The 23367-nt window shown below is 40.7% G+C and carries 20 protein-coding genes; 12 read left to right on the forward strand and 8 right to left on the reverse strand.

Annotated elements, in window-relative coordinates; all coding sequences use genetic code 11:
* Positions 1-8: 8 nt before the first annotated feature.
* The 6 genes from ACPEH5_RS10750 to ACPEH5_RS10775 all read left to right on the forward strand — a co-directional run bounded on the left by ACPEH5_RS10750 (position 9) and on the right by ACPEH5_RS10775 (position 7204).
* Positions 9-1109, forward strand: a complete 1101-nt coding sequence (locus ACPEH5_RS10750; RefSeq protein ID WP_071548587.1) for an ABC transporter substrate-binding protein — start codon at positions 9-11, stop codon at positions 1107-1109.
* Positions 1110-1698: 589 nt separating this feature from the next.
* The gene (locus tag ACPEH5_RS10755; protein WP_166686927.1) at positions 1699-2208 is read left to right on the forward strand and encodes a DUF3304 domain-containing protein; all 510 of its coding nucleotides are present in this window, start codon (positions 1699-1701) and stop codon (positions 2206-2208) included.
* Positions 2196-2870 carry a phospholipase effector Tle1 domain-containing protein gene (locus ACPEH5_RS10760; RefSeq protein ID WP_166686928.1) on the forward strand — a complete coding sequence of 225 codons (675 nt, stop codon included), beginning with the start codon at positions 2196-2198 and terminating at the stop codon, positions 2868-2870. Before ACPEH5_RS10755 ends, ACPEH5_RS10760 begins: the two co-directional genes overlap by 13 nt.
* 291 nt (positions 2871-3161) lie before the next feature.
* A complete protein-coding gene (locus tag ACPEH5_RS10765; protein ID WP_166686929.1) occupies positions 3162-3671 on the forward strand; it encodes a DUF3304 domain-containing protein in 510 nt (169 codons plus the stop codon).
* Positions 3659-6280, forward strand: coding sequence for a T6SS phospholipase effector Tle1-like catalytic domain-containing protein (locus ACPEH5_RS10770; RefSeq protein WP_166686930.1), 2622 nt, complete (start codon positions 3659-3661; stop codon positions 6278-6280). Before ACPEH5_RS10765 ends, ACPEH5_RS10770 begins: the two co-directional genes overlap by 13 nt.
* 624 nt (positions 6281-6904) lie before the next feature.
* On the forward strand, positions 6905-7204 hold the full coding sequence (locus ACPEH5_RS10775) for an HdeA/HdeB family chaperone (RefSeq protein WP_166686931.1): 300 nt from the start codon (positions 6905-6907) through the stop codon (positions 7202-7204).
* A gap of 116 nt (positions 7205-7320) precedes the next feature.
* On the opposite strand, the gene ACPEH5_RS10780 is transcribed toward ACPEH5_RS10775, so the two are convergent.
* Complete coding sequence (locus tag ACPEH5_RS10780; RefSeq protein ID WP_042846067.1) at positions 7321-8223, reverse strand: LysR family transcriptional regulator; 903 nt, start codon at positions 8221-8223, stop codon at positions 7321-7323.
* A gap of 99 nt (positions 8224-8322) precedes the next feature.
* Here ACPEH5_RS10780 and ACPEH5_RS10785 point away from each other — a divergent pair, with 99 nt between their 5' ends.
* From ACPEH5_RS10785 to ACPEH5_RS10795, 3 genes are all read left to right on the forward strand, one after another.
* Positions 8323-9654 (forward strand): MFS transporter, encoded by a 1332-nt coding sequence (locus ACPEH5_RS10785; RefSeq protein ID WP_042846065.1) that lies wholly within the window; start codon positions 8323-8325, stop codon positions 9652-9654.
* On the forward strand, positions 9655-10047 hold the full coding sequence (locus tag ACPEH5_RS10790; RefSeq protein WP_042846064.1) for a hypothetical protein: 393 nt from the start codon (positions 9655-9657) through the stop codon (positions 10045-10047).
* A 153-nt stretch (positions 10048-10200) separates the two neighbouring features.
* A complete protein-coding gene (locus tag ACPEH5_RS10795; protein ID WP_281110776.1) occupies positions 10201-11661 on the forward strand; it encodes an MFS transporter in 1461 nt (486 codons plus the stop codon).
* Positions 11662-11721: 60 nt separating this feature from the next.
* On the opposite strand, the gene rpoD is transcribed toward ACPEH5_RS10795, so the two are convergent.
* The 3 genes from rpoD to rpsU form a co-directional block, all read right to left on the reverse strand.
* Positions 11722-13653, reverse strand: a complete 1932-nt coding sequence (rpoD, locus tag ACPEH5_RS10800) for an RNA polymerase sigma factor RpoD (RefSeq protein WP_071548582.1) — start codon at positions 13651-13653, stop codon at positions 11722-11724.
* A gap of 98 nt (positions 13654-13751) precedes the next feature.
* Positions 13752-15497: a DNA primase gene (gene dnaG, locus ACPEH5_RS10805; protein ID WP_042846057.1), complete on the reverse strand. Its 1746-nt coding sequence runs from the start codon at positions 15495-15497 to the stop codon at positions 13752-13754.
* A gap of 171 nt (positions 15498-15668) precedes the next feature.
* Positions 15669-15884: a 30S ribosomal protein S21 gene (gene rpsU / locus ACPEH5_RS10810; protein ID WP_001144069.1), complete on the reverse strand. Its 216-nt coding sequence runs from the start codon at positions 15882-15884 to the stop codon at positions 15669-15671.
* Between the two features lie 329 nt (positions 15885-16213).
* Between rpsU and tsaD the strand changes: the two genes are divergently transcribed.
* On the forward strand, positions 16214-17233 hold the full coding sequence (tsaD, locus tag ACPEH5_RS10815) for a tRNA (adenosine(37)-N6)-threonylcarbamoyltransferase complex transferase subunit TsaD (RefSeq protein ID WP_131680202.1): 1020 nt from the start codon (positions 16214-16216) through the stop codon (positions 17231-17233).
* A gap of 41 nt (positions 17234-17274) precedes the next feature.
* On the opposite strand, the gene ACPEH5_RS10820 is transcribed toward tsaD, so the two are convergent.
* Together ACPEH5_RS10820 and plsY are read right to left on the reverse strand one after the other, a co-directional pair.
* Positions 17275-18807, reverse strand: coding sequence for a methyl-accepting chemotaxis protein (locus ACPEH5_RS10820; RefSeq protein ID WP_210814560.1), 1533 nt, complete (start codon positions 18805-18807; stop codon positions 17275-17277).
* 279 nt (positions 18808-19086) lie between these two features.
* Positions 19087-19743: a glycerol-3-phosphate 1-O-acyltransferase PlsY gene (gene plsY, locus ACPEH5_RS10825; protein WP_042846052.1), complete on the reverse strand. Its 657-nt coding sequence runs from the start codon at positions 19741-19743 to the stop codon at positions 19087-19089.
* Between the two features lie 108 nt (positions 19744-19851).
* Here plsY and folB point away from each other — a divergent pair, with 108 nt between their 5' ends.
* On the forward strand, positions 19852-20211 hold the full coding sequence (gene folB / locus ACPEH5_RS10830; RefSeq protein ID WP_042846051.1) for a bifunctional dihydroneopterin aldolase/7,8-dihydroneopterin epimerase: 360 nt from the start codon (positions 19852-19854) through the stop codon (positions 20209-20211).
* 43 nt (positions 20212-20254) lie between these two features.
* On the opposite strand, the gene ACPEH5_RS10835 is transcribed toward folB, so the two are convergent.
* Together ACPEH5_RS10835 and ACPEH5_RS10840 are read right to left on the reverse strand one after the other, a co-directional pair.
* Positions 20255-21496 carry a multifunctional CCA addition/repair protein gene (locus tag ACPEH5_RS10835; RefSeq protein WP_129466400.1) on the reverse strand — a complete coding sequence of 414 codons (1242 nt, stop codon included), beginning with the start codon at positions 21494-21496 and terminating at the stop codon, positions 20255-20257.
* 14 nt (positions 21497-21510) lie between these two features.
* Positions 21511-22125 carry a TIGR04211 family SH3 domain-containing protein gene (locus ACPEH5_RS10840; RefSeq protein ID WP_042846399.1) on the reverse strand — a complete coding sequence of 205 codons (615 nt, stop codon included), beginning with the start codon at positions 22123-22125 and terminating at the stop codon, positions 21511-21513.
* Between the two features lie 279 nt (positions 22126-22404).
* Between ACPEH5_RS10840 and ACPEH5_RS10845 the strand changes: the two genes are divergently transcribed.
* Positions 22405-23367, forward strand: coding sequence for an inorganic triphosphatase (locus tag ACPEH5_RS10845; RefSeq protein ID WP_042846049.1), 963 nt, complete (start codon positions 22405-22407; stop codon positions 23365-23367).

A 23367-nucleotide genomic window follows, 5' to 3' on the forward strand; every position in this document is an offset into this window, starting at 1 on the left:
GATATCCTATGAAATTATTTCTGGCAGGGTTATTGTGCTTATTTAGCGTTTGGGTACAGGCTAAAACGCCAACGCTGATCACCGATCTACAAGGCCGAGAGGTGATGGTAAATCTTCCGGTTGAAAAATTATTTTTAGTTGATGGTCGCGATATTTTGCCAATTGATATTGCTGGTGGTAAGGAGGGCATTTCACGTATTTCGGGGTGGAGTGATTCATTAACACAATATGCGCCAGACTTAAAACAAGCTTATTTTGCGGCGGTTCCTGAGCTCGAAAATATCCCAACATTGAAAAAAACACGAGAAGCGGGCATCCAAATTGAGAAATTAATAGAACTCGCGCCTGAAGTCGTGATTATGCATAAGGCTAATTATGGGTCGATGCGTGATAGCCAATTCTTACCACAATTAGAAGCCGCGGGTATTAAGGTTATTTTTATTGATTTTCGAATGGATATTGCGAAAAACACCCCGAAAAGTATCTTATTATTAGGGCAATTGTTAGGTACGCAAGAAAGAGCAGAGCAGTTTGCAACGTTGTACCAAGAAAAATTAAAGGCGATAGAGTCTCAGTTGGTTCAGCCGTTTCCTTCCGTGTTAATTGAAGCGAATGCAGGGCTATTTGCAGATAACTGCTGTCAGCTATATGGTCGTTCAGGCTATGGCGTTTTGGCATCGTTAGCGGGGGGAAATAACCTCGTTGCTGATAGCTTTCCAGCTAAAGGGGCAGAAAGTTCCATTGAGAATATTATTACATTAAACCCTGATTTTTATCTCTTAACAGGGGCGGATTGGCATAATTTTAACCGCCGTTCAATTGCAGTCAGCTTAGGATACCGCGCAAATAAATCTGATGCACAAAAGCAATTGGCGGTATTAGTCGATAGGCAAGGCATCTCCTCATTAACATCGGTAAAAGAAAAACGGGTGATGGCGATTTACCACAACTTTTACAATAACCCGATGAATATATTTGCTATTGAAGCAATGGCAAAATTTATGCACCCTGAGATATTTACTAAGTTAAACCCAGAGCAGAACTTAACGGATTTTCAAAAGCAGTTTACTCAATTGCGCTCGGAAGGCGTTTTCTGGGTTACATTATAACTTATCATCACATCTGACTTTTTGTTAGCAAGGATAGCTAACAAAAAGTTTGGTCATTTTTTATGATTATAAAATCAAGTGACATACCTCTAAGCCTTGTTATATCGGGCTCCTTCATTAGTTTATTTCTTCTTTGTAAACGAACCTATTAAAGACCCCGCGGAAATGGAGGTAAAAACAGCATAATGCAATATTATAGCCACTTTTTATAAGTGGCTTTTTTTATAAATATTATCGCCCTCATTTATTCGGTTGGTAAAATCGGCAAAAGTCACAAAACAAGTTTGTGCCTTTTAGCGATTTCTCATCGTTTTACCTGTCAGTTTACATGATGTTAAAAACGCACTCAGAAGCTCGCAAAACCGTTCTAAACTTTCAACATAGTTTAAGGGTGTTCGTGTCTTAAAATTGTTTTGAGTGGCTTTGATTGGGGGGAGCGGGCGATTTTAACTAACTGACTCACCCGTTTAATATAATGGATCTTGCTTATAAGAAACGAGAAAAAAATTGAATTAAATCCATTCAATAATAGATAATTTACCTTAAGTGTACGATACTGTTTTTTATTTCCAATGAACAGGAACTGTACATGAGAGTGTGTACTTTAGCTTTTTTCATTCTTACACTCTTTATTTTAGGGTGTTCGCCTGACGAGAAACCGAAAGAGAACATCGCCTATGTGGGGGCGAATTTATTGGGGTATAACCATGTCGCGGACACGAATATCAATTGGTTTTCGGTCAATGGTTACCGGGGGCGAACCGGGGGATTCACTTGCTGTATCATGCTACCTGAAATATGGCAACCCAATATGCAGGTCAATGTGAAGTGGGAAGTGAATCCTGATCCATTCCCTAAAGATTTTCCTAAATACAGTGATCCCAATTACGATAATTACATTAAAAAGAAAAAAGCCAATTACCGGCAATATCAGACTACCGTGACGATTCCTGAATATGACGATTCTTGTGGATTACAAGTCCACTTCTTACCGTGCCAACAAGTGAAAGTCACCGCGACGTGCCATGGCATTGAGCACCCAGACCACCCAATTAAAGACCCTTTTGACCAACCGGAGCCTGCACAATGTCCTCAATGATTATCGCCCCTCAAAAAGACCAAATCTCAACCCAAGGTGATCCTTGTTGGGTTCCCCCTGAATTTCCGCTAGATGGGCGGTTATTAACCTTGACCAAAAAACAGTTAATTAAGAATATTGAAAAAATAAGGCAAGAAGAATCTCGACATCGGAGTGACTGTTATCGGAAATTAAAAAATTCGTGTTGTAAAAGTTTACATATCAGCTTGTTTTTTGATGGCACGAATAACAATGAGCCGAATGACACAGGCAGTACACCACCGCATCCATCCAATGTGGCTAAACTGTATCATGCCAGTGTCCCCGAAAACCGTCAGGCCAATGAGCGTGGGTTTTATGCTTATTACATTCCGGGCGTCGGTACGCCATTCCCGCAAATTGGGACGTATGATTATTATTCTTCGGGGTTGCAGTTTGCGGTTGGGGGAGAAGACCGTATTAATTGGGGCTTAGTTCAACTGTGTAATACATTACATCATACGGTGACAAAAAATTTCATCGGTAATGGTCACATGAAAAAAACGGTTGAAACGATGAATTCATCCGACCCGTCTAGGCAGCTATCTCGAAACGCCGCCATTATGGCGGCAACAAGTCCAACAGCCTCATTAACTCGGTTGGTAAAATCGGCAAAAGTCACAAAACAAGTTTGTGCCTTTTAGCGATTTCTCATCGTTTTACCTGTCAGTTTACATGATGTTAAAAACGCACTCAGAAGCTCGCAAAACCGTTCTAAACTTTCAGCATAGTTTAAGGGTGTTCGTGTCTTAAAATTGTTTTGAGTGGCTTTGATTGGGGGGAGCTGGCGATTTTAACTAACTGACTCACCCGTTTAACATAATGGATCTTGCTTATAAGAAACGAGAAAAAATTGAATTAAATCCATTCAATAATAGATAATTTACCTTAAGTGTACGATACTGTTTTTTATTTCCAATGAACAGGAACTGTACATGAGAGTGTGTACTTTAGCTTTTTTCATTCTTCCACTCTTTATTTTAGGGTGTTCGCCCGACGATAAACCGAAAGAGAACATCGCCTATGTGGGGGCGAATTTATTGGGGTATAACCATGTGGCAGATACCAATATCAATTGGTTTTCAGTCAATGGCTATCGGGGGCGAACCGGGGGATTCACTTGCTGTATCATGCTACCTGAAATATGGCAACCCAATATGCAGGTTAATATCAAGTGGGAAGTGGACCCTAACCCTTTTCCTACCGATTTACCTGAATACAGTGATCCGAATTATCGCGATTATATGAAAAAACACGAAGCCAATTACCGACAATATCAGACTACCGTGACTATCCCGGAATATGACGATTCTTGTGGATTACAAGTCCACTTCTTACCGTGCCAACAAGTGAAAGTCACCGCGACGTGCCATGGCATTGAGCATCCAGACCACCCAATTAAAGACCCCTTTGACCAACCGGAGCCCGCACAATGTCCTCAATGATTATCGCCCCTCAAAAAGACCAAATCTCAACTCAAGGTGACCCTTGTTGGGTTCCCCCTGAATTTCCGCTTGATGGACGGTTAAAACTGACAAAAGAGCAGTTAACTAAGAATATTGAAAAAATAAGACAAGAAGAATCTCGACATCGGAGTGACTGTTATCGGAAATTAAAAAATTCGTGTTGTAAAAGTTTACATATCAGCTTGTTTTTTGATGGCACCAATAACAATGAGCCGAATGACACAGGCAGTACACCACCGCATCCATCCAATGTGGCTAAACTGTATCATGCCAGTGCCCCCGAAAACCGTCAGGCCAATGAGAGTGGGTTTTATGCTTATTACATTCCGGGCGTCGGTACGCCATTCCCTCAAATTGGGACGTATGATTATTATTCTTCGGGGTTGCAGTTTGCTGTTGGAGGTGAAGACCGCATTAACTGGGGATTAGTCCAACTGTGTAATACATTACATCATGCAGTAACAAAAAACTTCATCGGTAATGGCGTCATGAAAAAAGCAATTCAGACGATGGACTCCACATCACCAAGTAATAAAGCCTCATTGATTTCTAAACAAGCTGCTATTATTGAAAGGACAATTCCTGGGCATAATTACAATCGAGTCAACCAGGCATATTTAGATGCGGTTTCGCCAAATAATAATCAACAGACCGCACGCTTACATGCTATAGAGAAACTGCTAGAGCCGATTAAGAAAAAAGTGCCCGACTCTCAATGTAAAATTGTCGCCATTAAATTGTTTGTCTATGGTTTTTCTCGTGGTGCAGCGGAAGCTCGGGCGTTTGTGAGTTGGTTAGATGAACTGTTATCGTCCAATCTTTTAGGATTTCCCGCTGGAACGCTGTTGGGTGTCAAGGTCTCGGTCGAGTTTTTAGGCATTTTTGATACCGTTCCTGCGGTGGGGATAGCCAACGTCGTGCCGGGATTTACAGGGCATAACGGTTGGGCGGGGCAAACGCAACCCTTACCGCAATCAGGGTTGATTAAAAAATGTTGTCACTTTGTCGCGGCAAATGAACAGCGGCAAGCTTTTTCACTCGATTCAATTCGGATGGCGGAGGGAAATTATTTACCTAACACGGTTGAGGTGGTTTACCCCGGCATGCACTCGGATGTGGGAGGGGGCTATCCCATGGGCGACCAAGGTAAATCCCGAGATGATGCGGGGGCGTTATTGTCTCAAATCGCACTGCACGATATGTACGCGGCCGCGATTGAAGCTGGCGCCCCATTAGCGGTCCATCCTAATGTTTTTAGCCAGATACATGGCGATTATCAGCAGTGGTATTCATTCAGAAAAATGAATCCTGCAACTTTCAAGGAGTTTAATGTATCCCCAAAATTGGTTTCGACGTTTAACCATTGGCTATCAACAACGTTGATTGATACTCAACAAGAATATGATTTATCAGACAGTCCTATCTATTCTCCATTTCGCTTTGAAACGGTGTGCTTAGAGCAAATCATGGAAGATCAACTCAGTTGGATAACGGGGTGGAGGATTATGCGTTTTGCATCTCCTATCTCATCCCCGATGAACATAGTGTCACAACCTTTTTTTCAGCAGGCGCCTCAACACCCGAAAATTCAAGCTCAACCTAATGAAACTGGGTATAGTCAACAGGCACAAGATGTATTGGCAGAGCAATGGACTCTTGTATCAAGAGAAGCTCAACGTATTGAAAAAATACGCAATGATGAAATTGCTAAGCATAGAAATGATAAAGATTGGTTCCCAAGTGGAAATTTCATCGGCTCTCCGTTGTTTGATGCCGATAATGCACGAGGACAGCTTTGGGAAGCCGCATTGGAATTTGCAGCAGACTATGAGCGTAGACCTCGGCCAGCCCCTTTATTTACGCCTGAAAATAGAAAAACGAGAGACGAATGCATCATTGAAATTCGTCACTTGCAATCGTCTAATGCGGGTTTCTTCGCTAAAGAAGGTATCACCGACCCCTTTCCGACCACACATTGCGAAACGTTACCTGAATACAGTTTTGATGCAGCAACCAGTTTACAAGCGAAATATCTTTTACAAAAAGTCGATCCTCTTCTTGCGCGCAGTGCTTATATTTATACATATCAGAATGAGGCATACGAATATTTAAAATTCAAAGATACTGGGCGTTATAAATTTGAACAGTTTTTCATAGGTCGACCCGATCCTAAAGTGGATTCTCTGATTGATTTATATGATAACTATATCCACGATTCTCGAGCGTGGTTTATGCATTCTGAAAGTGGTGTGAGAGAGCCGTTTGGCAGTTATTTTTTATCAAGAATGATTTACTTTGGGAATAAGTGGAATAAAGCCGTACAATTGCGTTTTGATGGCGACCATGTGCTTGGTGTTGAAAAACATTTGCAAGATATGGCTGTTTTTGCTCACCATCCAACCTATGGGGTCAAAATTTACCACCGTACGACAGGGCAAGAAATTCCTGTTAATGATAGTCAATTGCCGCCATCAACTCATGAATTTATTGCACAACTGAAACCGTTGGTTCAGCAACGAAAAGACGATAGAGAAGCCAAAATATATGCGAATATACAAAAAATAGCGAATGGTACTTTTGTTTCTTAGCCTTTATTTTTGGTGGTTATGTCTATCTGCCTATTTTTCTTCAGTTTGTTGTTTTATTTAATATAAGGGTGCTTAAGCGTAACGTGACTTAGGCACTCAACTCCAAAATCCTCTCAAACAGTTTAAACCATCCTTTTCTACCGTAAAAAGTACCACTTATTACGTTGGTCATTTTTTATCATTATAAAATCAAGTGACATACCTCTAAGCCTTGTTATATCAGGCTAATTCATTGTTTTATAAAATGCTATTATTATTGACCAAACCCATTCATTCACTTTAGCGCTTGTGGTTTGTGCAACTGTCGCATTTCTTGCTTCATTGATTTATTTCTTCTTTATAAACGAACTTATTAAAGACCCCGCGGAAATGGAAGTAAAAACAGCATAATGCAATATTATAGCCAATTTTTATAAGTGGCTTTTTTTATAAAAAATAAATCTTATACAGATGCTCTAATTAAGATTTACCTTCGTGATTATTTGTTTTTATTATTTATTGCTTGAATTTTTAATCCTGTATTATTTTAACTATCAAAATTAGAATATGTAATTTTCATAAATAATATGCTAATAATACCTTGCCACATAATTCTGTGTTTTAAATTTTTTAAAGGAGTTCAAAATGAGAAAGGTTATTATATCTAGCGTATTATTTGCAGTGTCTACAATTTCATTTAACTCAATGGCTGCAGACAACAATACAGTTACACCTGAAAATATGACTTGTCAGCAATTTATTAATTTAGACCCTCAAAGCTGGGCACCTGTTGCGTTATGGGTAACAAACCAAGAAACGCAATTTAAAGGTGGAGATTATGTTGCATTAACAGAGCAAAGTGTTGCTGAAGTCCCTAAAATTGTTGAGTTTTGTAAGAAAAAACCGGAAGGCACTCTGCAAGATTATTTAGCATCTAAGAAATAAAGCAAACTATTATGCCATGGAGGGCATAATAGTTATTACCAACCAGAAAAATGAGTTTTGATACTGTGGTAGATTAGAAACTATATTTTCGAAATATCGAATCGATCTTTATATTTTTATTTATTATTTACGGCTAATTTATCGGCTAAAAAATCGATAAATGCCCGTGTCTTAGCAGGTAAAACAAAAGTATTTGGATAAAGTAATTGAATATTTTGTTTCGGTAAGCGGTATTCGGGTAATACATGGACTAAACGACCATGCTGTAAGTCATCATCAACCATCCAAGCAGGGCATATTGCGATACCTAAAGAAGCTAACACCATATGGTGAATAACAGCTGCAGAATTAGACTCATACTGATTTTTAATTAAAGGTAAGTAATATTTTTCATTTTTTGAATTCTGTAAAAAATATTGAGGATCTTGCCAGTTTAATAATGCATGGTTAATCCATGGAACATTGGCTAAATCCGTAAGTTGTTTGATCGGGTATTTTTTTAGAAATTCAGAGGTGGCGACTAAGAAAATCTCATATTCACCTAATTTTTTCATTTTAAGGGATGAGTTTTTTAAATTACCTAATCGAATGGATAAATCGAGTTTTTCTGTGATGAGGTCGTCTAAGGATGAGTTAAATGAATATTGTAACCTTAGTTTAGGATAAAGACGGCAAAACTCAGGGAGTAGCGGTAAAATAAAACGTTGGCCAAATTCACTCGTTGATGAAAAACGCAGTAGACCCGCAATATTAGTGCCTAAATTTTGGCTTCTTTCGAAAGCTTCATCTATTTGGCTTTGAATACGTTTAAAGTCGTCATAAAAATGTTTTCCCACCTCTGTTAATGCAATATTTCGTGTATTTCGTGTTAACAAGCTGACATTAAGCTGAGCTTCTAATTGCTTGATATCGACACTAACCATAGAACGGCTTAGCCCTAAAATATCTGCGGCTTTAGTGAATGAACCGGAATCAACCACTTGTAGAAAGCTAATAATCTGCTTGAAATTTTTTTGCATAATAGAGTCGATTGTTTGTTTTTATTAAACAATGATTTTACTTCCTTTGCATCGACAAAGAAAGACCCTAACTCTATTCTTTGCCACCGGAGGAAGTGTATGACTTATCGATACAAAATAGCGACAGTCTTTTTACTTGGTTTCTTTATTGATTGTATTAACATTTTTATGTCGGCTATTGCCTTACCTGATATCGCATTTTCATTTTCAGCCAGCCAATCTCAGGTGGCTTGGGTAGCAAATGCTTATATTTTAGGACTCGTTTTGGTGATGCCAATGAGTTTGTGGCTTGCGGGTAGGCTAGGTCACCGAAAATTATTGTGTTATTCAATGCTGCTTTTTTCTTTAGCTGTGTGGTTAAGTGGGGCGAGTGGATCAATTTATCAATTAATTTTTTGGCGTTTTACGCAAGGAATGGCAGGGGGATTATTAATACCGGTCGGTCAGGCATTAGTTTTTGCATTATTTCCAAATAATGATCGCCAACGGATCTCTACCTTGATAATGACGGTTGCGTTAATAGCACCTGCATTTTCACCTGCAATAGGTGGCTTAATTATTGATTCTTTATCGTGGAATTGGATTTTTTATTCGAATCTTCCTTTTTCATTATTAACTGCATTTCTTGCTTGGATATGGGTAAAAAATGAGAGTAAGAAAACCAGAGAAAAACCTGATATTTTAGGTCTATTAATGGTGAGTATCAGTTTATTATGTTTATTATTGTCATTTTCGTTCTACAACGATTATCACAGTATTTCATTAGCCATATTGAGCTTTACGGTTTCAGTATTAGTATTTATTTTTTATCTACAATACGCAAAGAAATGCCGTGAACCTATTCTAAATTTTCAGTTATTAAAGAATGCGAACCTACGTACTGCTTTTATTGTTTATTATGCAGTACCGGGGGTTTTTACAGGCGTAAATTTACTGAATATATTTAACTTACAAGTGAACCTTGGGTTTAGTGCGGGGCAGACAGGGCTATTTATGGTGCTGTATGCTGTAGGCGCTTTAGTTTCAATGACTAGTGGTGGGAAACTGTATCAGCGTATCGGGAAAAAGCAGTTATTTGTTATTGGAATTTTACTACACAGTTTGGGAATATTTTTTCTCTACTGGGTATCGAATTTAGATCAATTAAGCTTACTTGTTATTGCTTATCTATTAATGGGAACAGGTGGAGGTTTATGTACGAATACCGCACAAATTAGCTCATTGATGGACTTTAAAGATAAAGATTTACTACAAGGCAGTGTGTTATGGAATATTAATCGCCAAGTGGCGTTTAGTGTTGGGGCGGTGGTATTAATTTCTATATTTAGTTTAACTACTTTTTCTAGTGATTTACTACGTTACCAATATACATTTTTAATTGCTTCAATACTTGGGCTATTCTCGTTAATTTCAGTCATAAAGGAAAAATAAATGAGCGAAACAATGAAAAAAGCGCTGCAAAGCGTGGTTGACCTGCATACTTTAATTGAAAATGTATTTACTGGCCGTGATGACGATAAAAGTTTAGCCCCTCTATTAGCCAGTTTTGATGACAACTTTAAAATGGTCACAATTCAAGGGCAAAGTATTGGGCTTGATAAAGTGAACACATTATTTAGCAGTAATATAGGCAACAAAACTTCATTTAGTACAAGGTGCCTTAATATGCTTCCGTTACGCGAAGATAACCAGTATTGTTGGGTGCAATATCAAGAAAAACAGCTTAATGATGGGGTTGAAACATTAAGAATTTCAACTGCATGTATTAGAGTTGAAGCAGAGAAATGCTATTGGGTTTATCTTCATGAAACACCAGTAGCATAAAGATTAAAACTCATGTTCACATCAAACGACCTTAAGGTCGTTTTTTATAAGTAAAAAAGATAAAAACATTCAAATGATATTTGTTCTCATTTTGATTGACCGTCGGTCGGTCGAGTATTATCATGTTGCCATGATCGGGACGAGGAAAATAAAATGAGACGGCTTTTTTTGATCTTAGCAGTTTGTTTAGGCACCTTTATGGCAACGCTAGATATCAGTATCGTGAATGTTGCATTACCAGCTATTGGGCGTGAATTAAACGTGAGTATGTCGATGCTACAATGGGTTATTGATGCTTATGCACTATGTTTATCGGCATTACTTCTTTCTGTAGGGCCAATAAGTGATCGTTATGGGCGAAAGAAAGTATGGTTAATAGGCATTGTCATTTTTACTTTAGGCTCGGCTATCTGTGCATTGTCAACATCCCCTGAAATATTGATTACAGGTAGGGCAATACAAGGGATAGCAGCCGGTGCGTTAATTCCCGGGGCTCTTTCTATAATTTCCCAAGCATTTACCAATGATATTGAACGGATAAGAATTATTGGCATTTGGTCAGCAGTGAGTGCACTGTCTCTGATCATTGGCCCAATTTTAGGTGGTTTTTTAGTTGATAGCTTCAATTGGACAACGATCTTTTGGATCAATATTCCAATCGGGTTGCTGACATTATTATTAGGCTGGTTAGGTATTCAAGAAAGTGCTGACCCTGACAAAGCTGCATTAGACCCAATAGGGCAAAGTTTGAGCATTGTGGCTTTAGGTGGATTAACTTTTGCTTTGATAGAAGCTGGTGAGCAAGGCTGGGGAAATTATATAACACTTAGCGGATTAATTATCTCAGTAATAGCGAGTATCGGGTTTATCTATGTTGAACGTCGCATAGAGAGGCCATTATTGCCGATTTTTCTATTCAAACAGAACCCTTTTTTCTTTCAATATAATATGGCTTCTTTTGCGCTCGGTTTTGCGACTTATAGCAATGTATTTTTTATCGCCCTATTTTTACAAAAAGGACAGGGGTGGGGAGCGTTTGATGCGGGGATAAGAATGGCGCCAGAGTTTATTGCTATGGCTATTTTTTCATTCTCATTTAGTAAACTCTCGCGCTATATGAGCGTCAGAAATCTGATGATCCTAGGCTTTATTTTTATTGCTTTCGCTTCCTTATTATTCACGCGTGTTAATTCTGAAACAGCCTATCCTCCGATTGCGGTGATATTATTTATATTAGGTGCAGGGATGGGAATGTCGACGCCTGCAATTGGTGCATTAGTGATGGCTAGTGTTGAAAAAGCCTATTCGGGAATTGCATCCGCGGTTATGAATGCATTGCGGCAAACTGGTATGACGTTAGGAATTGCTTTGTTAGGGACATTAATGACCCAGCATGCCATTGGTAAATTACGCCATGATGACAGGCTAGTTGGTATCCTATCGGTACAGGAAATCGAACAGTTGATTCAAACTTCCTCTCGCGTTCCATCTTTGTTTATTGAGCAAATTACTCGGTCAGCCTTTGTGTCCGGTTTTAATTTGGCGATGTTAGGCGGAGCAATGGCTATTCTGGCAACATTATGCCTAATGGTAAAAGTGAGGTGGGCTAAATAGTTTTATGGTGAATTAGTATGCATAAAAAAACACCTGCCGAAGCAGGTGTTAAATAATAAATTATTCATCAAGGAAGCTGCGTAGCACTTCTGAGCGGCTTGGATGACGTAATTTACGTAATGCTTTTGCTTCAATCTGACGAATACGCTCACGGGTAACGTCAAACTGTTTACCGACTTCCTCAAGGGTGTGATCGGTATTCATATCGATACCAAAACGCATACGTAGAACTTTCGCTTCACGAGCAGTTAAACCTGCTAATACTTCATGAGTTGCAGAGCGTAAGCTTTCCGATGTCGCAGAGTCTAAAGGCAGTTCTAAAGTGGTATCTTCAATAAAATCACCTAAATGTGAATCTTCATCATCACCGATAGGCGTTTCCATTGAGATTGGCTCTTTAGCAATCTTCAGGACTTTACGAATTTTATCTTCCGGCATTAGCATACGTTCTGCCAGTTCTTCTGGCGATGGCTCACGGCCCATTTCTTGCAGCATTTGACGAGAGATACGGTTCAGTTTATTGATAGTTTCAATCATATGAACCGGGATACGGATAGTACGTGCTTGGTCAGCGATTGAACGCGTGATAGCCTGACGTATCCACCAAGTTGCATAAGTTGAGAACTTATAACCACGGCGATATTCAAACTTATCAACGGCTTTCATCAGACCGATGTTACCTTCTTGAATGAGGTCAAGGAACTGCAAGCCACGGTTGGTATATTTCTTCGCGATAGAAATAACCAAACGCAAGTTCGCTTCAACCATCTCTTTTTTCGCACGGCGCGCTTTTGCCTCACCGATAGACATACGACGGTTGATATCTTTCACCTGTTCAATCGTCAGGCCTGTTTCTTCTTCAATATGACGCAATCTTTGTAAACAACGCAGGATTTCTTCTTCAACTTCAATCAGTTTTTCAGACCAAGGTTTGTTCATCGCTTTTGCAGCGGTTAACCAAGTCTCACTTGTTTCATTGCCGCTGAATAAAGTGATGAAGTTTTTCTTTGGCATTTTGCATTGTTCAACACACAGTTTCATGATGGTACGTTCTTGAGTACGAACTCTATCCATCATTTCACGCATGTTATTGACTAAGTAGTCAAATTGTTTTGGTACTAAGCGGAATTCTTTGAACACCTCTGAAAGCTGTTCAATGGCTGCCGCTGTTTTCGCATCACTACGACCATATTGCTTAATATGTTGACGCGTTTTTTCGTATTGCTCACGAAGGTCAGAGAATTTTTGGCGAGCTAATTCAGGGTCGATGCTGTTATCGTCCTCTTCTTCTTCCTCTTCCTCTTCTTCGTCTTCTTCGTCTTTATCTAATTCTTCTTGTGGCAATTCAGAACCAACATGTGTTGCTGTTGGTGCGAGGTCTTCTTCCGCATTAGGGTCAACAAAGCCAGTGATTAAGTCAGATAAACGACTTTCACCTGCTTCAACGCGGTCGTATTGCTCAAGAAGATAAGTGATAGCTTCAGGATATTCAGCCACAGAGCACTGAACCTGATTAATCCCATCTTCAATACGTTTTGCGATGTCGATTTCGCCTTCTCTGGTGAGAAGCTCGACAGTCCCCATTTCACGCATATACATGCGCACTGGGTCAGTTGTACGGCCAATTTCACTTTCAACACTGGACAGCACTTGTGCAGCGGCTTCTGCTGCATCTTCATCAGTATCGGAAGTATTCTCAGCCAAAATTAAATCATCGGCATCAGGTGCTTCTTCCATGACCTGGATGCCCATGTCATTAATCATCTGAATGATATCTTCGATTTGATCTGAATCGACGATATCTTCCGGCAGATGGTCGTTGACCTCGGCATAGGTTAAGTAACCTTGCTCTTTACCCTTGGTTACGAGTAGCTTAAGCTGCGACTGCGGGTTTTGCTCCATAAGACGGTATCCACACTTCTGAGTATTTAGATTGGTGTCGGTCGGCGAAACATTCGGCCAACAAGAACATACAAAGGGAACATTTATTATTTCGCTACGCCCTTTATTTTTCGTAGCGTTTTACAGGCATCTGCCTTGTGTTTATCGGCACTTAAGCCGTTTTAAATATTAATTCTGTCTTGGTTATATTATGTTTTCACTCTTGAGAGAGTGATTAAGCGGACTTCTTCGCGCTCTTCTGGGGTCAGCCCTTCAGTTCGTTCTTTTGCTATTAAATAGTCGAAACGTTCGTCAAGTGCGCTATTAAATAGATGATTTAAGGCATCTATAAAGGTATTTTCCGCTATCTCCTCTATTTCTATATCGTTCCATGTTGCTAGTTTTTCAAGCTGTTTCGAAAATTTATTATCACGATAACGCTCTAGCAACTGCCCAGTAGTCATCCCGGGGGTGGAACGGCATACATCAACCAATTCCTGAAATAGAGAAAGCCCCGGCATTTGAATATGGGCAATTCCCTCCAATGAGGGAACGAGTTCCGAAAAGTTCGGATTTTGTACCAACAGCGCGATTAATATTCGCATTGTGGTTGGTTTTAATTTTGGTGCCTGATAGTTAACTGGTTCTTTGCTCTCTCTATCAATCATAGCAAGAACCTGAGAAATATCCGGTATACCAATAAAATTTCCTAGCTCTTGAGCCATATAAAGGCGCAGAGTTTCGCCCGGTATCTGTTTAATCAATGGGATAGCAAGTTTACTAAATTTTGCTTTCCCTTCTTGAGTTTTCAGGTCAACTTGTGGCACAAGTGAATCAAATAAAAATGCAGAAAGTGTTTGAGCATCTTTCATGCGTTGCTCAAAAGACTCTTTACCTTCTTTGCGTACTAATGAATCGGGGTCTTCACCATCGGGTAAAAACATAAAACGAAGTTGGCGGCCGTCAGTTAGATAAGGAAGAGCTGTTTCCAGCGCCCGCCATGCAGCTTCTCGGCCAGCTCGGTCTCCATCATAACAGCAGATAACAGTATCTGTAGAACGATAAAGTAGCTGAATATGTTCTGATGTTGTCGATGTTCCCAATGAGGCAACCGCGTAGCGGATATCATACTGGGCAAGGGCAACAACATCCATATAACCTTCAACAACCAACAACTTAGCTAATTCATTATTATTTTGTGTCGCTTCATATAGGCCAAATAACTGACGGCCTTTATGGAAAATATCTGTTTCGGGGGAGTTTAAGTATTTAGGTAATGCATCCCCTAAAACCCGCCCACCAAATGCAATCACTCGACCGCGCCTATCCCTAATTGGGAACATGACCCGCTCTCTAAAGCGGTCATAGATTCGGCCGTTATCATTGGTCACTAACATGCCTGCATCATCAAGCTGTTTGCGACTTTCTGGGTTTACTGCGAATTTCTTGAGTAAATTATCCCACCCCGCAGGGGCGAAACCAATTGAAAAATGCTCAATAATTTCGGCACTTAAACCACGTTGGCTTAAATAATCTATGGCTTTACTAGCCGAGGGATGATTTAAGGCAGCGCAGTAAAATTGATTAATTTTCTCCATCAACTGATACAGGTTTTGCCGTTGATGTAGTTCTATTTGGCTTGCTCCAGTCCCTTTTTCATAAGGTACATCAAGACCATGCAGTGCTGATAGTTCTTCAATTGCTTCGACAAAATCAAGTTTGTCATAATTCATTAAAAAATCGATAGCGTTGCCGTGGGCTCCACAACCAAAACAATAATAAAACTGCCTTTCACTGTTAACAGTAAAAGAAGGGGTTTTCTCATTATGGAACGGACAACAAGCGTGATGATTTTTACCCTGTTTTTTTAACGGGACTTTTGCATCGACTAAATCAATGATGTCTGTTCTTGCTAACAAATCATTGATAAATGAACGCGGAATTCGTCCAGCCATAAGCCTCTTTTTCGCCTGTTGATGAACGATAATAAGCCGCGCTTCCTTGAGGAAAGCACGGCCTTTAACTGCTTAGCTATTTACTACTACGAAAACTGAGTGACTACGAGAGAAACTAAAGTTTTGTATTAGCTATCGTCTACTTATGAATGCGGTTTTCACCGCAATCAACTAGTACAGACGAGTACGGCGTGCGTTTTCGCGAGCCAGTTTCTTAGCGTGACGCTTTACAGCAGATGCTTTAGCGCGTTTACGTTCAGTCGTTGGTTTTTCATAGAATTCACGACGACGAACTTCAGCTAAAACCCCTGCTTTTTCACAGGAACGTTTGAAACGACGTAGTGCAACGTCGAATGGCTCGTTTTCACGTACTTTAATTACCGGCATGTGCCTCTCACCTCAATAGAAATCGGTTTGTTGCTGGTATTGATTCACCAGCCTTCATTTAAAATGGTGCGGAATTTTACTTCAATGAGTACGGGTTTGTAAAGTGCCGTATAAAATTGAATCACACAAGATCACCTGATTTGTTGCTTGTTCGATGAAAAAGTAAACAAAACCAGATAATAATGAGAATTAGCCACACGAAATTTTTATTACAGGGGGCTGATTATAGACTATACAGCAATGAAAGTCAGCCTTTTGACAACATTAATTACGCGATTGAGCGAAAATAGTGATAGACTTGCGGTCATGCAATAAACAAGGGTAGTGCAATGCGTGTTTTAGGTATCGAAACCTCTTGCGATGAAACTGGTATCGCAATCTATGATGATGAGCTTGGCCTAATGGCTAATCAATTATACAGCCAAATTAAAGTGCATGCCGATTATGGTGGCGTAGTACCGGAGTTGGCTTCCCGTGATCATATCCGTAAAACAGTCCCTCTGATTCAGGCCGCGCTGAAAGAAGCTAACCTGACTCGTGAAGATATCGATGCGGTAGCTTATACTGCTGGACCAGGGCTGGTTGGTGCTTTAATGGTGGGGGCAACGGTTGGCCGGTCATTGGCTTTTGCATGGAATGTGCCTGCGGTAGCCGTTCATCATATGGAAGGCCATTTGCTAGCGCCAATGCTAGAAGAAAAAAGCCCAGAATTTCCCTTTGTAGCACTCCTTGTTTCTGGTGGGCATACCCAATTAATAAGCGTGACAGGGGTCGGTGAATATGCGCTTCTTGGTGAATCTATTGATGATGCAGCAGGTGAAGCGTTTGATAAAACAGCTAAATTACTAGGTTTAGACTATCCTGGTGGCCCCGTTTTATCTCGTATGGCACAACAAGGAACCGCAGGGCGTTTTGTGTTTCCAAGACCAATGACGGATAGGCCTGGGCTTGATTTCAGCTTTTCAGGTTTAAAGACCTTTGCAGCAAATACGATCCGTGAAAATTCGGATGACGACCAAACCCGAGCTGATATTGCTAGGGCTTTTGAAGATGCGGTAGTCGACACTCTCGCAATCAAATGCAAACGCGCGCTGGAGCAAACGGGGTTCAAACGTTTAGTGATGGCCGGTGGGGTGAGTGCCAACCGAGCGTTAAGAGCAAAAATGGACGAGGTCTTGAAGCAGCGTGGGGGCGAAGTGTTTTATGCACGTCCTGAGTTTTGCACCGATAACGGCGCGATGATTGCACTAGCCGGTCTTATCCGCTTGAAAGGGGGGGCAAGCACAGGGTTAGGTATTACAGTGCGCCCACGTTGGCCACTTGCTGAACTACCTCCGCTAGAAAAATAATATTAGGGCTGCTGTGCAGCCCATTTGTTATCCCTCAAATATCAATGTAAGACAGTAACCGCTTCTTCTAATCGAATTGAACGCCCTTTGACCATGTTCGACGTTTCTGTGCTTTGTTCAACTAACAATGTGCTTTGCTGCGTAATGGTTTCTAGTTCACTAACGGCTTGTGTAATGTCAGCAATGCCAGCGGCTTGTTCAGAAGTGGCTTGGCTAATATGCGTAATTAATTGAGTGACATTTTGTATCTGGTCGACGATATCTTTCATCGTGTCACCAGCGGTGTGCACTTGTTCTTTCCCTGAGTTAACTTTCTTTTCGCAATCGTTAATGAGTTCACGAATATCATTCACTGCGCTAGCACTGCGGCTTGCTAGGCTACGTACTTCATTAGCAACCACAGCAAAGCCTTTGCCTTGCTCACCTGCACGAGCGGCTTCTACAGCGGCATTTAGTGCTAATATGTTGGTTTGAAAAGCGATATCTTTGATGACATCGGTGATTGAATTAATTTTACTTGTACTGCGGACAATTTCATCCATGGTATCAACAACAGCTTCCATCATCGCGCCACCGCTAACTGCGGTTTCGCTGGTTGCATTAGAAAGCTGATCAACTTGAACCGTGTTGTCTGCATTCATTTTTACGGAAACTGCCATTTGGTTCATAGTAGCAACAGTTTGTTGCATATAACCGACTGTTTGCTGGGTATGGGTATCTAGCTCATGGCAATCGGAAACTAAAGATTCACTGCCTTTTCGTACACTATCCACTTGTGCAGAGACATCTTTGATTAACCAGCGACATATTAGCCCCAATTGGCCGATTGAGCGTAAAATCAGCCCTATTTCATCGGTACGTTGCATATGGTGAATGCTATGGCGTTCGCCTCGAGCAATACTTAAAGCCTGTGTCGCAATGTTTTCCAGTGGTTTAGCGAGCATTCTTTCAAAGGCAATATTGCCAATAATTAGCGTAATAAGTGTACAAGCACTGGCGATGGTAAATGGCAGCGCTTGTAACCCAGCTAAGCTCGCCATGACTAGCCAAAATATCAATAGTAAACTCATGGTTAATCGAATGCGCCAACGTGTAGAAAAAGTGGAGAAGTGAAACGGCATTTTTTTGGAAAGCACAAGCCCCTTAACTATTTTACGCTGACATTTATTTCGATTCATTGCGGCATAGAGCGGTTCAACAGTCGCAATTTCTTGGCGAGTCGCGCGTGTTCGGATCGACATATAACCTGTAATTTTGCCTTGACGTTTAATCGGGACGATATTGGCTCTAACCCAGTAGTGATCGCCATTTTTACGTCGGTTTTTGACAATGCCGGTCCAAGGTTCTCCTTTTTTTAATGTGGCCCACATATCAGCAAAAGCTTCTTTAGGCATATCGGGATGACGAATAATATTGTGAGGACGTGTTAATAATTCATCTAATTCATAGCCACTGACTTGCACAAAAAAATCATTAGCACTAACAATGTTGCCTTGTAAATCGCTAGTAGTCATTAACGTGATGTTTTCGTCTAACATATGTTCATTTTGAGTGATATAAGGGGTTCTGCTCATATAAATACCATTATTATTGTTTAATTTTGCTTTTATATAGTCGACACTTTTTAAATATTCCTTAGTAATAAATTTGCAATAAATTAACTTTTTATTAAAAGTGTGCGCTAGTTATGGCAAAAATGTAACGCAGCACAAATTGCTGCCAGTACAGTTTTAAGGTGAGATATAACCCTGCTGTTATTATTCGGTGTTTTAGGCAGTCTGTGATGAAAATGAAACGATAAAAAAAGAGCTGAATTTTCAGCTCGTTTTTATCATGATAGAAAAGAGGGGGGATTAATCGTCGAGTTCTTGTTCTTTGGCTTCTTGGGCAATTTCTTTATTGGTTTTTTGCTTTTTATTTTTTAGTTTTTGCCAAATCCGGCTTTCTTGACCGCGCCAAAGACGTTGTATGTTGCCATGATGGCGCACAAGGACTAAGCAAGATAACATTGCGACAGGGAAAGTAAATTCAGGCTTAAACCACCATACGTAAAATGGTGCCAGTAGCGCACTCACAATTGCCCCTAATGAGGAATAGCCGCTTAGCAGTACAGTGAGTAACCATGTACCAGCGACTAACCCAGATAAGTCCCAACCAATAGCAGCAATTGAGCCAAAAGCGGTAGCAACGCCTTTCCCGCCTTTAAAATGGAAGAAAACAGGATAAATATGCCCAAGGCAAGCTGCAATTGCGACAAACCCAAGATAGAATGGTTGCACATTTAAATAATAAGCAAGCCAAACTGGGACCATACCTTTTAATACATCGCAAATAAGAACAGCAGCAGCGGCAGCTTTGCCACCGACACGTAATACGTTAGTTGCACCGGGGTTACCAGAGCCGTGTTGACGGGGATCGGGTAGTCTCGCCAAACGGCAGATCAGTATCGCACTCGAAACTGATCCACATAGATAGGCGAAGATTATCATGCCAAGCGCGGTTGCACTCATAGCTAACTCCAAAAACGGTTAAGGCCATATATTCACTTCAGCCTTGGATAATACGCATATTTTTGCCGAAGTGGTATCAATTCAGTACATAAATGAGAAAATGACGTGATGGATATCGTATTTATTGAACAATTATCAGTCATCACCACGATAGGTGTATATGACTGGGAACAAGATATTGAACAAAAATTAGTGCTCGATATCGAAATGGGATGGGACAACCAACGCGCGTCTATGAGCGATAATGTTGAGTACTGCTTGGATTATGCACAAGTCAGCCAAGCCATTATCAGCTATGTAGAGGAAAATAAATTTGGTTTAGTCGAGCGAGTGGCTGAAGAAGTCGCTCAGCTCTTATTGACTCAGTTTAAAAGCCCATGGGTACGAATCAGGGTGGCTAAGCCGGGCGCAGTCGCTCGCGCACGCCAAGTGGGGGTAGTAATCGAAAGGGGAATTAAAACCGCTTAAACGGCGACTGGCGGTGTTATACCGCCAGTATGACCATGGCTTACTAAGCTATTACCATTATTTGCTGTTGTTTCAGCCAATCTTGCACAGCTTGAATACGCTGCCGTGTTAGTTCTTGGCGAATTTCCGGCCCTGTAAACCCTTGTTCAATAATCGGTTTGACCTCAACAGCACGCGCAATTGCAAATGCTTGTCTGAGAAATTCCCCTTGTGGATAGGCTTGTTGCTCAAGGCCTAATCTGCCTCTTGCATCGGCTTCACTGATTAAACTTAATTGCGTAATTCGTTCAGGTTTGCGCCAACTATCTAATCCGTCCATAACCGCAATTAAATCATTTGCAGGTAGCTTATTGATAATATGAATTTTATCATGGTAGCGAGCTGCAAGGCGAGCCAGATCACGGGCGCTACTAGGCACCCTCAATCTATCACAAAGTTTTTCAATGAGTACGACTCCATTTTCCCCATGATTAGGATGACTGGGCCAAACGGAAGGGGGCGTTAATGCTTTACCTACATCATGGCAGAGCGCAGCAAAGCGAATATCGATATCATCAGATAAGGTTGCGATAACCTTCATGACCATCAAGGTATGAACCCCTGTATCAATTTCTGGATGCCATTTTTCGGGGGCGGGAACACCAAATAAGCCATCAATTTCCGGAAAAAGGACGCGAAGTGCACCGCATTGACGCAATACGTCGAAATAAACTTGGGGTGAGCTTGATTTCAGTGCTTTTTCTGTTTCTGCCCAAACACGTTCAGCGGTTAGGTGGCTTAATTCCCCCGTTGCCGCCATAGATTGCATTAGTGCTAAAGTTTCAGGTGCGATAGAGAAACCATATTCGAAATAGCGTGCAGCAAAACGGGCTACACGCAATACCCGTAACGGGTCTTCTGAAAATGCACTAGATACATGACGTAATAACCGGTTTTCTAAGTCTTTGATGCCGTTAAACGGGTCAATAATTTCGCCAGAATCACTTTGTGCCATTGCATTAATGGTTAGGTCTCGCCGTAATAAGTCATCTTCAATGGTGACATCCGGGGCGCTATAACAACTAAAGCCAGTATAGCCAGCGCCGGTTTTACGCTCAGTTCTGGCTAGCGCATATTCCTCATGAGTTTTCGGATGCAAAAAAACGGGGAAATCTTTCCCTACTTGTTGAAAACCTTGCTCAAGCATAGCTTCTGGGGTTGTACCAACTACCACAAAATCCCTATCAGAAATAGGAAGACCAAGGAGTTGGTCCCGCACGGCGCCACCAACGAGATAAACTTGCATATTAATGACCTTTGTTACATCCAACCATTATTACGTTTTTTACGACGAGGGATGATGTGAGGTAAAATTAAACCAAAAACTAACCCCGCTCCAGCAACGCCTCCACCATACATAAACCATTGTAAAATCAACTCACGGCGGCGATCATCCAAGTTGACCTCTGCTATTTCCAGTTTTTTACCTGATTTAATTAATTCATTTTTTAGTTTTTCATTTTCAGCTTTTAGCTGGTTAACGATATTGTCGTTATCCGCCACTTTTTGTTGCATTTCTGCGGTACGGGTATTCCATGTATTGTCAATGCTATCTAATTGTTGACGTAGTTTTTGATTTTCAGCCTCTAATTCAGGAATACGCGTTTTCATGCTTGGGGTATTACTTAATTGGTCTACAGGTAGCCAAACAGTTCTGCCTTTTTGATCTTTGATTTGCGCAAATTTATTATCTGTGGAGATCAGCTCAACCGTTTCTCCCGCATTAAGTGTGCCAACAATGCGGTAATTTGTACCAGGGCCACTATGAACGTAAGTTGATAGGTCATCTGATACATAACGTTTTTCTGCTGCGTGTGCATTTAAGGAAAGGCCTAGCCCCATGAGTGAAATTAATAATAATGGAATTTTTCGCATGGTATTTACAGTCTTTTGTGGTGAGTGAATTTTATATTCATTGAATACTAATAAGTAAAGTGTGTAGGTGCAAACTCTAAACATCGATGTATTCATGCTCTAAAGGATAATGAGAACTATCCTAACTGTCTAAATTACACTTCTTTTTATCTCATTTACAATATAACTCTCTGAAAGAAATGTAATAGGTAGAATTTTTGATTTATAGATAGTTTCTTTTCTCTGCTTGGCTTGATTGGGGTAATATGATGGCAGTGAAATAATCAATTAAGGATATGTATGAGCCACGTAGAGGTTGAACTCAAATTAGCCGCAAAAGGGTGTGCAATCGAGGCTGTTCGCCAGTGTATTTCTACACTTTCCCACCAATACAGTGAGCCAACTAAGTTAACCAATATCTATTTTGATACAGAAAAAAGACAATTGCGTCAATGGGATATGGGGTTACGCATCCGCGGTTGTGATGGTCGCTACGAAATGACGATTAAAACAGCGGGGCAGGCAATTGGTGGGCTACATCAACGCCCTGAATTTAATGTTGATATTGATTCGCCAGAGCTTAACTTAGCGGCATTTCCAACGGAAATTTGGCCGGAAGGGACGGATGTCGCTCAGCTACAATCTGAACTTAGTATACTTTTTAGTACTAATTTTACCCGTGAAAAGTGGCTTGTCACGTTTGAAGATAGTGAAATTGAGGTTGTTTTAGACCAAGGTGAGATTTCTGCCGGAGCAAAAGATCTACCCATTCAAGAGTTTGAATTGGAACTTAAAAAAGGCTTTATCGCAGACGTACTCAATCTAGCCAAAAAAATTGCCGATATTGATGGCCTTCACCTCTCATCTGTCAGCAAAGCAGCCCGAGGTTACTCATTGATTAACCCGACTACTACACCATTAACACGGCCGGATGCCATATTTGATTACGAAGAACAACCTATTGAAAAATCATTGACTCATATGCAGTTACTTTGCCAGCAACACGAAGCATATTGGTTAGCTGGTGAAAGTGATGCTCGGCAGGGTTTTTCTGAGTTTTTGCGTTTTGTGCAAGCCTTTTTAGTTCATTATCAAAATTCTGCGCCTCACTTTGTGCACGATACGCCGTTAGAACAGTTGCGTTTAGATATTGCGAATGAAGCCATCAGTGCTGAGGATTTTTGCTATAGTAGCCAATGGTTAAAGTGCAAATTAGCCTTTATTCAATGGCTAAGTGCTTTAACTTATCAAGAAGCTCAATAA

The organism is Providencia sp. NPDC089933, assembly GCF_049545585.1.
GTDB lineage: Bacteria > Pseudomonadota > Gammaproteobacteria > Enterobacterales > Enterobacteriaceae > Providencia > Providencia huashanensis.

What these genes read in the sequence shown, in the direction of transcription:
- ACPEH5_RS10750 (WP_071548587.1), top strand. Translation starts at nt 9, where the DNA reads ATGAAATTATTTCTGGCAGGGTTATTGTGCTTATTTAGCGTTTGGGTA.
- ACPEH5_RS10755 (WP_166686927.1), top strand. Translation starts at nt 1,699, where the DNA reads ATGAGAGTGTGTACTTTAGCTTTTTTCATTCTTACACTCTTTATTTTA.
- ACPEH5_RS10760 (WP_166686928.1), top strand. Translation starts at nt 2,196, where the DNA reads ATGTCCTCAATGATTATCGCCCCTCAAAAAGACCAAATCTCAACCCAA.
- ACPEH5_RS10765 (WP_166686929.1), top strand. Translation starts at nt 3,162, where the DNA reads ATGAGAGTGTGTACTTTAGCTTTTTTCATTCTTCCACTCTTTATTTTA.
- ACPEH5_RS10770 (WP_166686930.1), top strand. Translation starts at nt 3,659, where the DNA reads ATGTCCTCAATGATTATCGCCCCTCAAAAAGACCAAATCTCAACTCAA.
- ACPEH5_RS10775 (WP_166686931.1), top strand. Translation starts at nt 6,905, where the DNA reads ATGAGAAAGGTTATTATATCTAGCGTATTATTTGCAGTGTCTACAATT.
- ACPEH5_RS10780 (WP_042846067.1), bottom strand. Translation starts at nt 8,223, where the DNA reads ATGCAAAAAAATTTCAAGCAGATTATTAGCTTTCTACAAGTGGTTGAT.
- ACPEH5_RS10785 (WP_042846065.1), top strand. Translation starts at nt 8,323, where the DNA reads ATGACTTATCGATACAAAATAGCGACAGTCTTTTTACTTGGTTTCTTT.
- ACPEH5_RS10790 (WP_042846064.1), top strand. Translation starts at nt 9,655, where the DNA reads ATGAGCGAAACAATGAAAAAAGCGCTGCAAAGCGTGGTTGACCTGCAT.
- ACPEH5_RS10795 (WP_281110776.1), top strand. Translation starts at nt 10,201, where the DNA reads ATGAGACGGCTTTTTTTGATCTTAGCAGTTTGTTTAGGCACCTTTATG.
- dnaG (WP_042846057.1), bottom strand. Translation starts at nt 15,497, where the DNA reads ATGGCTGGACGAATTCCGCGTTCATTTATCAATGATTTGTTAGCAAGA.
- rpsU (WP_001144069.1), bottom strand. Translation starts at nt 15,884, where the DNA reads ATGCCGGTAATTAAAGTACGTGAAAACGAGCCATTCGACGTTGCACTA.
- tsaD (WP_131680202.1), top strand. Translation starts at nt 16,214, where the DNA reads ATGCGTGTTTTAGGTATCGAAACCTCTTGCGATGAAACTGGTATCGCA.
- ACPEH5_RS10820 (WP_210814560.1), bottom strand. Translation starts at nt 18,807, where the DNA reads ATGAGCAGAACCCCTTATATCACTCAAAATGAACATATGTTAGACGAA.
- plsY (WP_042846052.1), bottom strand. Translation starts at nt 19,743, where the DNA reads ATGAGTGCAACCGCGCTTGGCATGATAATCTTCGCCTATCTATGTGGA.
- folB (WP_042846051.1), top strand. Translation starts at nt 19,852, where the DNA reads ATGGATATCGTATTTATTGAACAATTATCAGTCATCACCACGATAGGT.
- ACPEH5_RS10835 (WP_129466400.1), bottom strand. Translation starts at nt 21,496, where the DNA reads ATGCAAGTTTATCTCGTTGGTGGCGCCGTGCGGGACCAACTCCTTGGT.
- ACPEH5_RS10840 (WP_042846399.1), bottom strand. Translation starts at nt 22,125, where the DNA reads ATGCGAAAAATTCCATTATTATTAATTTCACTCATGGGGCTAGGCCTT.
- ACPEH5_RS10845 (WP_042846049.1), top strand. Translation starts at nt 22,405, where the DNA reads ATGAGCCACGTAGAGGTTGAACTCAAATTAGCCGCAAAAGGGTGTGCA.